At 72.1% G+C, this 12,152-nt stretch carries 10 protein-coding genes; 9 read left to right on the plus strand and 1 reads right to left on the minus strand.

All coding sequences use genetic code 11. From position 1 onward, the window contains the following. Positions 1-1,561: nucleotidyl transferase AbiEii/AbiGii toxin family protein (locus F8271_RS25630; RefSeq protein ID WP_151492388.1), on the minus strand; the 1,561-nt coding region annotated here is incomplete at its 3' end. 946 nt (positions 1,562-2,507) lie between these two features. On the opposite strand from F8271_RS25630, the gene F8271_RS25635 reads away from it, so the two are divergent. The 9 genes from F8271_RS25635 to F8271_RS25675 form a co-directional block, all read left to right on the plus strand. Further along, positions 2,508-3,806 (plus strand): cytochrome P450, encoded by a 1,299-nt coding sequence (locus F8271_RS25635; RefSeq protein WP_151492389.1) that lies wholly within the window; start codon positions 2,508-2,510, stop codon positions 3,804-3,806. A gap of 212 nt (positions 3,807-4,018) precedes the next feature. Beyond that, positions 4,019-4,498 carry a helix-turn-helix transcriptional regulator gene (locus F8271_RS25640; RefSeq protein WP_151492390.1) on the plus strand — a complete coding sequence of 160 codons (480 nt, stop codon included), beginning with the start codon at positions 4,019-4,021 and terminating at the stop codon, positions 4,496-4,498. A gap of 253 nt (positions 4,499-4,751) precedes the next feature. Beyond that, the gene (locus F8271_RS25645) at positions 4,752-7,139 is read left to right on the plus strand and encodes a nitrate- and nitrite sensing domain-containing protein (RefSeq protein ID WP_151492391.1); all 2,388 of its coding nucleotides are present in this window, start codon (positions 4,752-4,754) and stop codon (positions 7,137-7,139) included. A 19-nt stretch (positions 7,140-7,158) separates the two neighbouring features. After that, positions 7,159-7,563, plus strand: a complete 405-nt coding sequence (locus F8271_RS25650; RefSeq protein WP_151492392.1) for a roadblock/LC7 domain-containing protein — start codon at positions 7,159-7,161, stop codon at positions 7,561-7,563. Positions 7,564-7,615: 52 nt separating this feature from the next. Beyond that, the gene (locus F8271_RS25655) at positions 7,616-8,809 is read left to right on the plus strand and encodes an ABC transporter substrate-binding protein (RefSeq protein WP_192580451.1); all 1,194 of its coding nucleotides are present in this window, start codon (positions 7,616-7,618) and stop codon (positions 8,807-8,809) included. Further along, positions 8,806-9,702: a branched-chain amino acid ABC transporter permease gene (locus tag F8271_RS25660; RefSeq protein WP_151492394.1), complete on the plus strand. Its 897-nt coding sequence runs from the start codon at positions 8,806-8,808 to the stop codon at positions 9,700-9,702. Before F8271_RS25655 ends, F8271_RS25660 begins: the two co-directional genes overlap by 4 nt. After that, positions 9,699-10,718, plus strand: coding sequence for a branched-chain amino acid ABC transporter permease (locus tag F8271_RS25665; RefSeq protein WP_192580452.1), 1,020 nt, complete (start codon positions 9,699-9,701; stop codon positions 10,716-10,718). Before F8271_RS25660 ends, F8271_RS25665 begins: the two co-directional genes overlap by 4 nt. Continuing rightward, a complete protein-coding gene (locus F8271_RS25670; RefSeq protein ID WP_151492396.1) occupies positions 10,715-11,458 on the plus strand; it encodes an ABC transporter ATP-binding protein in 744 nt (247 codons plus the stop codon). Before F8271_RS25665 ends, F8271_RS25670 begins: the two co-directional genes overlap by 4 nt. Next, positions 11,458-12,152: ABC transporter ATP-binding protein (locus F8271_RS25675; RefSeq protein WP_151492397.1), on the plus strand; the 695-nt coding region annotated here is incomplete at its 3' end. The genes F8271_RS25670 and F8271_RS25675, both read left to right, overlap by 1 nt.

Below are 12,152 nucleotides of genomic sequence, written 5' to 3' on the forward strand. Positions count from 1 at the left end.
AGGCCCAGGCGTGGCCGAGTGCCACCGCGAGCCGCCGTGCCCACTGGTCGGCGGTACCCGTGACGCCGGGACACTCGTCGGTGAAGTTGGGCCAGTCGACCTGCCAGGACAGCACGGTCTCGGCCGCGAACGTGTCGGCCTCGGCACCGAGTTCCGGTCGCAGGAGTTCCCGGACGAGAGCCTGGTCGACGGTGGTGTGTTCGGCGAGCAGGACGGCGTCGTAGAGATCCTTGCCCTGCGGATACCGGTCGGTGGCCAGCCACAGCAGCTTCCACGCGAGGGCCAGCGAGGCGGGCGCGGCCAGCACCGGCTGGTCGATGTTCGGCAGTGTCATCGCCTCCGGCGGGAGCGGCAGCCGTTCACCGAAGACGATGTCGATCTGTACGTGGCCCTCCGGCGCGCTGAACGGGATGAGCAGTCGGCGTCCGTCAGCGCGCTCGTACGTCCAGATGGCGGCCTCGGTCATCCGCTCCGGTCGCAGCCCGGCGCCCGGTGCGTTCCGGATGGCGGTCTTGATGTCGTCGAGCAGCGTGCGGGCATCGGCGCTGTCGCTCGTGACGGTGCGCGGGCTGACGACAAAGTCAAGATCACCCGGTTCGCGGGCCGCGGCACCGACCCAGGCCGCCATGGTGACGCTGCCCCGCAGGACCAGGTGCGGACGCCACCTGGTCGCGGCGATGACGGCCAGGACGTGCTGCATGGCGGCACGTCGGGCGGTGGTCCACCGTTCGCCGACAGTCGCCTCAAGGAAGGCGGGCTCGCCGGCGCGGTAGGCGTTCGGATACTCCTTGAGGGCGGGGTCGAACGCCGCCCGTTGGCGGACGGTCGGGCTGCCGGGCAGCGGCTGGTACGTCGGCGGGTAGTCCGGGGCGCCGGCCGGTGCGGACCTCATCTTGTTCTCGCGCTCCCGGGCCCAACTGCTCGCACCCGACGTGCGAGAGTCCAGCCAGCCCTCATCGTGGTGCAGGTGGCTGTCGAAGACGACGTACTCCTGCTCGACCGCGATGGGCTCGTAGCCTGCCGCCCGAAGGGTGTCGACGAGCTCGTTCAGCCGCTTGGTCGCCGTGGCGCGACCGACACCGCGGCAGCGCTGGTTGACGAATCGCTCCTGCGCGCCGTCCGCGAACTCCCGGCGGGCGTTGCGGGACAGCCGCGCGCCGTGCGGTGCGACCAGATCGGTGAGAGCCACCAGATCCGCCACCGGTGCGTTCGACACCAGGAGCTTGACGTGATGCTCGAAGTACCGGCCACCAGGCTCGGCCGCCGCCTGCTCATCCGACTGCGGTACGCCGACGCACCACGGCGCCGCCTCGATCTTCGAACGGCACGGGTGTACGCCTGCCTCGCGCAGGTCGCGTTGCCACCGTCGCACCGCCGTGTGCTGATCGGCCAGGGTGCCGCGCCCGGTCAGGGTGAGCATCGGTTGCGAGACGTTCGCGCCTCGATCGAGCAGGATGTGGACGAACTTCACGCCATGCTCGGTGGCGAACGCCGACAGCTTCTCGGCCTGGGAAGCGTAGGCCGTGATGTGGATCTCGAAGTCCCCCGATACCTCAGACACCGGCGGAGTGTATGGCACCACCATCAGGCCGGGAAGCGCGATTCCGTCCACCTCCGGTCGCGCTGGCCTGGTCAGGCCCGGTCGGTGAGGTCGAGACCGGTCAGGTCGGCCGAGAGCGCCCAGAGCCGGGCTGCGGAAACGCTGTCGGTGGGGCTGCCGTCGGCGACGCGGCAGTCCACGCAGTAGCCGCCGCCGTCCGCCTCGACGTCGGGTGAGGTGGCGGCCCAGACCTGGGTAGCGGCGCCCTGCTCGACGGTCTTGAACAGGCCCGGCCTGGCTCAGCAACGGCGCCGGCGGTGACGCGTACAACACGCCGGCGTTGTGGGCCGCCGACAGCACCTGGGCCATCGCCTCCCCGTGGGCACCCTGACCGGTCCGGGCGCACGGGCGCCGCAATAGGACGACGTGGGGGTTCCGGCCGGCGCGCGGAGCCCCCACGACACCTGTCTGCCGCCGTTTCGCGAGGCGATCCTGCGGCCAGGTGGCGAACCGGCACGGCGTCACCCACTGACCGAGGGGTCGTTTTCCCGGTCGTGAGGAAATCTGGGTCTCCGCCGGCCGTCGTGATCGATCGCCCGCCCCGGCCACCCCGGCACGTCTCGTTATCGCGGTGCCCGACGCAGGCGCGACGCCGGGATCCACGATGTCGCTGATACCGACCTGATCAGGCGCCGCAGGCCCGGAGTACCGCGCGGACGGCCTGTTCAGCGTGGCTGACTGACCGGCAATACCCGGCCCGCAACTTGCAGTTGGCCGAAGTCACCCGTCCGTTGCAACACGCAATGAACCCGTCTTTAAATAGACGACAACCTATCTTGACTTGGGCGGCTGGCCAGCGCACCGTAAAGGCATCAGAGGCAGATGCGCGCCATTATCGGCCCGGCTGACGCGGTTCGCCAAACGGGGGCGCTGCCGGTTTCGCGCCGGATGCATCAGGAGGCGTTCCATGCGATTGAATCCGTTCACTGGGGTCTATCTCACCGATCCAGCAGATATGTGGCGACGCATTCTCGACGATCCCGACAGGGCGCACTACGCCGACGATCTGGGACTGTGGTTGATCAGCAGGCACGCGGACGTCCGACGCGCCCTGGCCGACACCGCGACGTTCGCCAACGCCCTCACCCTCGCCCCGGTCTACGAGGTCTGCCCGGAGGCGATGAACGTCGTCATGCAGATCGACGCGCCACCCACGACGGCCGCCGCGGACCCGCCGGCGCACCCTCGCACCCGGCGGGCGCTACGGGCCACCTTCGCCAACACCGCCGACCGGGTCGAGGCCGAGTACGGCGCGATCGTCCGCCGCCGGGTCGACCAGCTGGTGTCCCGGCTGGTCGCCCGCCAGGGCGATCAGGTCGACCTCGTCGCGGCCTTCGCCACCGAACTTCCCCTGCTGGTGGTCCTGGACATCCTCGGGGTGCCCGACGCCGACATCGCGCGGATCAGACGATGGGCGGACGGTCAGATCGCTCTCATCTGGGGGCAACCGGACCCGGCCGAGCAGGTACGCCTGGCGCAGGGCCTGCTGGAGTTCTGGCAGTACTGCCAGGAACTCGTGCGCCAGCGGGTGGACAGCGGCGACCGGCGCGCCGACTTCATCAGCCGGGCCCTGGCCTACCGCGACGACGACGACGCGGTGCTGACGGTGCCCGAGGTGGCCAGCCTGGCCTTCAATCTCCTGGTCGCCGGCCACGAAACGACCGCCGGCCTGCTCGCCCACGCTCTCGACCAGGCGCTGTCCACTCCACAGCGGTGGGCGGCGCTGACCGAGGATCCGAGGACCGTCCCCGCGTTCGTGGCCGAGACGCTGCGGTTCGCGCCCGCCATCGACGGCTGGCTCCGGGTGACCCGCCGCGACGTCACCCTGGGAGAGGTCACCATCCCGGCGGGGGCGCGTTGCCTGTTGTTGATCGGAGCGGCCAACCGGGACCCCTCGGTCTTCGCCCATCCGGACCGGTTCGACCCACACCGGCCGGACGTCGGGGATCACCTGTCGTTCGGTCACGGTCCACATTTCTGCATCGGCGCGGGATTGGCCCGACTGGAGGCCGGCATCGCCCTCACCCGACTCGCCGCGGCAATTCCCGGCCTACGGCTCGCACCCGAACAACATCGTTCATACAAACCCAATGTCGCGTTTCGCGCGCACCACACACTGAACGCGATAATCGATATCACGGCACCCGTCGCCGTCCCGGCGGCACGAGAGGCCGCGACCGTCGAGTCGTCCACCGCCGGAGGGTGAGCGCGCGCCGAGCGGGGCCACCTGCGTACGGACCCGGTGTGGCGGCGGGCGGCACGGCCCACCCTCCACCGGTCACATCGGCGATCCATGTCGGTCAACGTCTTCACACCCATCACGTCCTGGGTTAAGAATTGCCCTCTACGAATGCCGCGCGCATCGGACAATCTCGATCTGCGTCCGCTGCCGATTCCCCGTTGCACGAAGGTGAGCGCATGGAGCACACATCCCCGTCGAGCTCCACTCACTACGCTGCCAGTCAGCGGTTCCGGCGGGAACTGCGCAACTGTCGCGTCCGGCGGGGCCTGACCCAGCGAGCGCTGGCGGATCTGGTGCGGTTCAGTCGGGAGACGGTCGCGGCGGTGGAGTCGGGTCGTCGGTTCGGCAGCCACGAGTTCGCGGTGCGCTGTGACGATGTGCTCGGCACCAACGGCCTGCTGGCCACACTGTGGCCGCAGGTAGCCGCCGAGCAACTGGCGGCCGACGGTCGCCGCGGCCCCCGATCCTCGGACCCGGTGCCGATGGAGCGGGCGGCGCCGCGCCAGCACGCTCGGCGTGACGCGCGCGATCCGGGTGCGGTGGTGGACGCCATCGACGAGCTCCGCGAGCTGATCGGCCAGGTCCTCAGCGGCCAACCCGAGCCGCACGACCGATTACGGGACCCGGCGAGCGGCCCCCACGACGACCAGCGCTAACCTCACGGACCCGCTGACCCTGCGCGGCGTCACCGGCCGCTGACGTTGGGTACAGATGCTGGTACGGGCAGTTTGTACCACGGTCAGGTCTGGCCTACGAGCGCGGCTTCCGGCCGAATGGGACTTGCATTTCGCAACGTGCGGATAGACCGTCGTCGACGAGTCGTGGGAGTCCATCTTGGCGTCGAGCACGAGGTCTCACACGGCCCGACCCTACCCGACCCGCCGGCGCGGCTGGAAGATCGCCGGCCGGATGCGCCTCATCGTGGCGGCACCGCTCGTCGCCGTGATCGGCTTCGCCGGTCTCGCGCTGACCGAGAGCGCACGCCAGACAGACCGAGCCAGCGACCTGCGGATCCTGGCCCAGGTCGGCGCCGAGGCCGGCGACCTGGCCTACCGCCTGCAACGCGAGCGCATCGCCGCCGCCGACCTGCTCACCTACGCCGCACCGGAGCAGCAGGACGCCTTCGGCGCGGAGATCGCCGCCACCGACGACGCCGCCGAGCGCTACCGCCGGCAACGAGGCCTGCTGCCCGCCGACGCCACCGCCAACCAGCCCCTCCTGGGGCGCATCGACGCCGCCCTCAACGGCCTCGCCCCGCTGCGCACCCAGGTCCGCACCGCGGCGCACGCCTCGGTGTCGGCGATGACCTTCAGCTACCGCATCGCGATCGCCGACCTGATCAACCTGCGGGAGAACGTCTCGCACGGCGTGGTCAACGCCCAGCTCGCCGACGGGATCCGGGCCTCGGCGGCGCTGTCGAAGACGGCCGAGGCGATCGGGCAGCAGCAGGTGGCCGTGCTCCGCGCGGTCGCGGCCGGCGAACTCACCCCCGCCATGCAGCAGGACATCACCGCGGCCCGGACGAGCTACACCGAATCGAGCCTGGCCTTCCTGGCCCTGGCCCCGCCGGACTGGAGCGTCTGGTGGGAGCAGGCCGGCACCGGCAAGGAGGCACTCGCCCTGCAACGGATGCAGGACGACGTGTCGCGGGCACAGCCCGGGACGCCCCTGCAACTGGAGACCGCCGCCTGGGTGTCCACCACGCAGGCGCGTGCCGCCCGCCTGTCCGACCTACGGGCGCGCGTCGACGCCGCGGTGCTCGACGACGTCCGGGCCGCGCACGCCGACCAGCGCCGTCGGGCCGTGGCCGAGGCGGCCGGCGTCCTCCTGGCGCTGGTGCTGACCGCACTGGTCACCTGGGCCGTCGCCCGCCAGATCACCCGGCGACTACGCCGCCTGCGAGACGCGGCCAACGCCGTCGCGTTCGAACAACTGCCCGCCGTGGTGGCCCAACTCCAACAGCCGGGCAGCGCCGCCGTCGATCCGCACAAGCTCGCCCGCCAGCAGTCCGTCGCCGCCCTCGAATCGTCCAGCGACGACGAGATCGGCGAGCTGGGCCAGGCGTTCAGCGCCGTGCACCAGGCCGCCGTCCGGACCGCCGCCGGGCAGGCCGTCATGCGCGCGAACACCGCCGACATCTTCATCCACCTGAGCCGCCGCGAACAGCGGCTCGTCGACGCCGTCCTGGCCCAGGTCGACCTGGTCGAACGGGACGAGACCGACCCCGACCGCCTCCACCAGCTGTACACCCTGGACAACCTGGCGACCCGGATGGGACGGATCAACGCCAGCCTGCTGGTGCTCGGCGGCGTCGGTGTTGGCCGGGTACGCCAGCACGACGTCCCCCTGCAACAGGTGCTCCAGGCGGCGCTGTCCCAGATCGAGCACTACGCCCGGATCCGGCTCGGCATGATCGACGGGGACGTCGCCGTCGCGGCCAAGACCGTCGACGAGGTCGTGCACCTGCTCGCCGAACTCATGGACAACGCGACGACGTACTCGCCGCCGGGCAGCGAGACCTGGGTGAGCGGCCGAAGTCTGGGCGACCGTGTCATCGTCCAGATCAGCGACGAGGGCGTGGGGCTGTCCCCGCAGCGGATGGAACAACTCAACGAGCTGCTGGCCCATCCGCCAGCCATCGACGTCGCCGCCGTACGGGCCATGGGCCTCGTCGTCGTGGGTCAGCTCGCCGCCCGGCTGGGCGCCACCGTGCAACTGCGACGCGGCCCCCGCCGGGGCACCCTCGCCGAGGCGACGCTGCCCGCCTCGATGATCCGGTCCCTGCCTCCGGAGGAGTACCTGCTGGCCCCCGGTCGCCTGTCGCGGCGCGCGGCCCGGACGGCCAGCCCTCCGCCGCCGTACCAGCCGCGCCCCGAACCCACCGCCGGACGCCCGCCGGTCGCCCGGACCCTGCCCGCGGCGCCGGTGTTCCGACCGACTCCCCCACCCCCGGACCGGGGGGACGCGCCCACCGAGGAGCTGCTCATCTTCGAACAGGTCAACCACTGGTTCCACACCGACGTCGTCGACGGACAGGACGGCCGGGAGTGGTCCAGCCCGGCCGATGACGCCTGGCGCACCGCCGCGCAGGCGCATGCTCCCGAGGTCGCCACGACCACCACGTCCGGCCTGCCCAAACGCCAGCCGCAACGGCATCTCGTGCCCGGCGGAGTCACCGTGCCCCAACAGCAGCAACGGTCCGAGTACCGCGACCCGGCCCAGGTGGCGACGGCGATGGCCGCCTACGCCCGCGGCGTGGCGACCCGCCGGCGCACCCCGATCAACCTCGGTAACTGATGAGGCGACAGGAGAGCACATGAGCGACCAACAGGATCTCGGCTGGCTGCTGGACAACTTCGCGGCCCGCGCGACCGAGGTGAGCCATGCGATTGCGATCTCCAGCGACGGCCTGATGGTGGCCGCCACCCGCGACCTGCCCCCGGACCGGGCCGACCAGCTCGCGGCGACGGGCAGCGGACTGGTCAGCCTGCTGCGGGGCGCGGCCGCCTTCTTCGACGCTGGCGCGGTGATCTCGAACGTCACGCAGCTGGAGGGCGGGTTCATGTTCTCGATGGCCTTCAACGACGGGGCCTCGTTGCTGGTGCTCGCCGCGCCGGAGTGCGACGTGGGCAAGGTCTCGTACGAGATGACCGAACTGGCCAATCGCATCGGGGACACGCTGACCCCCGCAGCCCGCGCGGCCCTCGCCCGCAGCCGCTGACGACCCCCGGCGCCCCCACGCCGGTGACACCTCACTTCCCCTGGAGAAACGCATGTCTCTCACCACCCCTGGGCGCAGCCGTGCCCTCACCGCGACAGTGCTCGCGCTCGTGCTGGGCGTCAGCACGGCCTGCGGCGACGACGGGCCCGGCACGAGCGCCGGCGGATCGATAAAGATCGGCCTGCTCGCATCGCTGTCCGGGACGTACCAGGCCGTCGGCACGGAGATCCGCGACGGCTTCCAGCTCTACCTGGACACCCACGACGGCAAGCTCGGCGGTCGGCAGGTCGACCTCGTCGTCGCGGACGAGGGCAACGGCGCCCAGACCGCCGTGCCGGCGGCGACCAAGCTGCTCAAGCAGGACCGGGTGTCCGCGCTCACCGGCATCGTCGGTGGCGGCTCGGTCGCCGGGGTCACCCCTCTGCTCAACGAGACCAAGGTGCCACTCGTCGGCTCCAACGGCCGACCGGAACTCAAGGACGTCTCCCGGGTCTGGCACACCTCGTACCTGTCCGACGAGCCCGGGGCGGCGATCGCCCAGCACGTCCGGGACAACGTCAAGGGCTCGGTGTACGCGATCGGCCCGGACTACCAGGGCGGCTGGGACGAGTTGCGCGGCTTCACCGACGCGTTCGGGAAGATCGGCGGGAAGCTCGCCAACGCCGACGGGAAGACCACCTTCACCCCGTTCCCGGCCACCACCAACTTCACGCCGTACTTCGCCCGGATCAAGGCCTCGGGCGCGGCCGCCGTCTACACCTTCTACGCCGGCAGCGCCGCCGTCGACTTCGTGAAGCAGTACGCGCAGTCCGAGATCAAGGACATCCCGCTGTACGCGGCCGGTTTCCTCACCGAGGGCGGTGTGCTCAACGCCCAGGGCGAGGCCGCCCGGGACATCTACTCGGTGCTCAACTACTCGCCCGACCTCGACAACGCGGAGAACCGCGCCTTCGTGGCGGCGTGGAAGGCCAAGCACGACGGGTCGCCGACCACGTACGCGCTCGCCTCGTACGACGCGGCGGCGGTGCTGGACCGGGCGATCGGCGCCGCCGGAAGCGACCCGACTCCGGAGGCCATCAACGCGGCCATCGGTCAGCTCGGTCAGATCGCCAGCCCGCGCGGCACCTGGCAGTTCTCCACCGCCACGCACTCCCCCGTGCAGAAGTGGTACCTGCGGCAGGTCCGCCAGGACGGCCGGGCGCTGTCCAACACCGTCGTGGGTGACCTCGCGACCGTCGGCCGGTGATCGCGGTGGCGGCCGGCACGAACCGGATCGACCCGTACCTGATCCCGGCGCTGGACGGAGTCGCCTACGGGCTGCTCGTCTTCGTCGCCGCCTCGGGCCTGGTCTTCTGTTTCGGCGTCGCCAACATCCTCAACCTGGCGCACGGCACCCTTTACGCGATCGGCGGGTACACCGCGGCGGCGCTGCTCGACGGCGGCTGGGCGAGCCTGGCGTTGGCGCTGACCGTCGGTGTGCTGGCCGCCGCCGCGGCGGGGGTGCTGCTGGCCGGCCTGCTCACACCGATCGCCACCGGCAACCACCTGACCCAGGCTCTGCTGACCTTCGGGGTGGCGCTGGCCGGCGGCAGCCTGCTCGTCGCCGGCTTCGGGCCCGACGATCCGCAGGTCCGGGTGCCGGCCGCCCTGGACGGATCGGTGGCGGTCGCCGGTCACCGGTACGCCGCGTACCGGCTCGTCTTCATCGTCGTCGCCGCGCTGATCGCCGCCGCGCTCTACCTCGTGGTGCGGCGCACCAGGGCCGGGATGCTCGTCCGGGCGGCGGTCGGCGATCCGGAGATGGTCGCCTGCCTGGGGGTGAGCCCCGCCCGGATCCGCGCCGGTGTGCTCGCCGCCGCCGGTGCGCTGGCCGGCGCGGCGGGGGTCCTGGGGGCGCCGATCATCGGCCCCGGCACGGACACGGCCGACACGGTGCTGTTGCTGTCCCTGGTGGTGGTGGTCCTCGGTGGTCTCGGGTCGATGGCGGGCACGTTGCTGGCCGCGCTCGCGATCGGTGAGATCCAGACGCTGGGCGTGGCGTTGCTGCCGTCCGCCGCGCCGTTCCTGCTGTTCGCCGCCATGGCGGCCGTGCTGGCCGTGCGGGCTCGTGGCCTGGCCGCCAGGTGGAGGACGACGTGAGGGACGAGGTGATCCGGTGGGCCCGCGCCGCCGTCGCGGTGCTCGTCCTGGCGGGCCTGGTCGTGGCGCCCTGGGTGGTCGACGACTACACCACGGCCATCCTCGCCCGGACGCTGGCGCTGGCCCTGGTCGGCGTGAGCGTGGCACTGCTCACCGGCGTCGCGGGCATGCCCACCCTCGGCCAGACCGCACCGTACGCGGCGGGCGCCTACGCCAGCGCGGTGCTCGGCAGCCGGATCTCAGACGTCGGCGTCGTGCAGGTCGCCGTCGCGGCGGGCGCCGGGGCGGTGCTGGCAGCGCTGACCGTGCCGCTCGTCGTCCACGCCCGGGGGGTGATCATCCTGATGATCACTCTGGCGATCGGTGAACTCGTCGTGACCGTCCTCGGTCGCTGGCGGTCGGTGACCGGTGGCACCGACGGGTTGGCCGGCATACCCGCGGTCCGCCCGTTCTGGGGGCTGCCGGCGCTGGCCACCGATCAGGCGCGTTACCTGTACACGCTGGTCGTCGTGGCGACGCTGGTCGGCGCCGTGCTGTTGCTGCTGCGTACCCGGGCCGGGCTGCTGCTGCGCGCCGGCCGCGACGACGAGACACGGCTGCGGGCCAGCGGGCACCGGGTGCCCCTGCAGGTGTCCGGTGCACACGTCGCCGCCGGGGCGATAGCCGGTGCGGCCGGCTCGCTGCTGGTCGTCGCTCAGCAGTACATCTCCCCGGCCGACTTCGGCTTCGACACGTCCGCGCTGCTGCTGCTCGGTGTCGTCATCGGCGGTACCGCCTCGGTCGGCGGCGCCCTGGTGGGCGCGGCGCTCGTCATCGCCGCCCGGGACTGGCTGTTCGGGGTGCTGCCCGGCCAGGCGCCGCTGGTGCTGGGCGCGCTGTTCGTGGCGACGGTCTACCTGCTGCCCTCCGGCGTCACCCGGGCACGGGGCCGGCTGCGCCCGGTGACCGTCCCGCCGACCCACCAGGACGCGCCGGCGGCCCGCGAACACGCCACGGTGCCGGAGCTACGCCCATGACCCCGCTGCTCAGCGCCCAGGATGTCCGCGTGCGCTACGGCGCGCTGACCGCGCTCGACGGCGTCGACCTCGCCATCCACGACGGCCAGCGGCACGCGCTCATCGGTCCCAACGGAGCTGGTAAGACGACCCTGCTCAACGTGATCGCCGGCGCCACGACGCCGCAGCGCGGCGCGGTGCGGCTCGACGGGCGGGACATCGGCCGGCTCGGCCCGGCGGCACGGGCCCGGCGAGGCATCAACCGGATACACCAACGACCAGCGGTCTTCTCGACGCTCACCGCGACGGAGAACATCGTGGTGGCCGCGCTCCCGCGGGTCATCGCGCGCCGCAGGTGGTGGCCCGGCGAACGCCGGCGCGCCGCACAACACCGGGCAGGCCCACTGCTGGACCAGATGGGCCTCGCCGACGTCGCGGCGGTGCCCGCCGGGCACCTCGCACACGGGCAACGACGCCAGTTGGAGATCGCGATGGCCCTTGCCGGTCGCCCCCGCCTGCTGCTGCTCGACGAACCGGCAGCCGGATTGTCCGCCACCGAGGTCGGCCGCCTGGTCGACCTGCTCCGGGCGCTGCCCAGGGCGGTCGCCGTACTGCTCGTCGAACACCGACTGGACCTGGTGTACGCCCTCTCCGACACGGTCACCGTGCTCCGTGACGGCCAGACGTTGGCAGCCGGGACGCCGGACGAGATCCGTACCTCGCCGCTGGTCCGGCAGGCGTACGCCGACGGGGTGGCCTGATGCTGTGCGTCGAGCGCCTCTGCGCCGGCTACGCCGGCGGGATCGTGCTGCACGAGGTCAGCCTGCGGGTGCACCCCGGCAGCATCCAGGCCGTGGTGGGTCGCAACGGGGCGGGCAAGACCACGCTCGTGCACACGATCGCCGGGCTGGTGCGCGCGTCCAGTGGCCGCATCGAGATCGGCGGCGTGCACGTGGCAGGCCGGCAACCGCACCGCGTCGCCCAGTCCGGGGTCGGTCTCGTGCCACAGGGCCGGCGGGTCTTCTCCCGGTTGACCGTGGCCGAGCATCTGGTCCTGGCGGCCGCGCCGTGGCGGGCCGCCACCCCCGGCGGTGAGGGCTGGACGGTGGCCCGGATCCTCGAACTGCTGCCCCGGCTGGCGGCACGACTGCGACACCGTGGCTGCGAGCTGTCCGGCGGCGAACAGCAGATGCTGGCGATAGCGCGCGCACTCCTCGGCCAACCGCAGGTGCTGCTGCTCGACGAGCCGTGTGAGGGTCTCTCCCCCGACCTGGCGGCGCGCGTACGCGAACTCATCAGTGGCCTCGCCGCCGACGGCCTCACCGTGCTGCTCGTGGAGCAGCAGCTCCAGCACGCGATCGAGATCGCGGACCGGGTGGCGGTCCTCGAGTACGGCCAGGTGATCTACGACCGGCCGACGGCCGAGGCCCGCGTCGACCCGGCGCCACTGGCGGC

This window comes from Micromonospora sp. ALFpr18c, from assembly GCF_008868155.1.
GTDB lineage: Bacteria > Actinomycetota > Actinomycetes > Mycobacteriales > Micromonosporaceae > Micromonospora.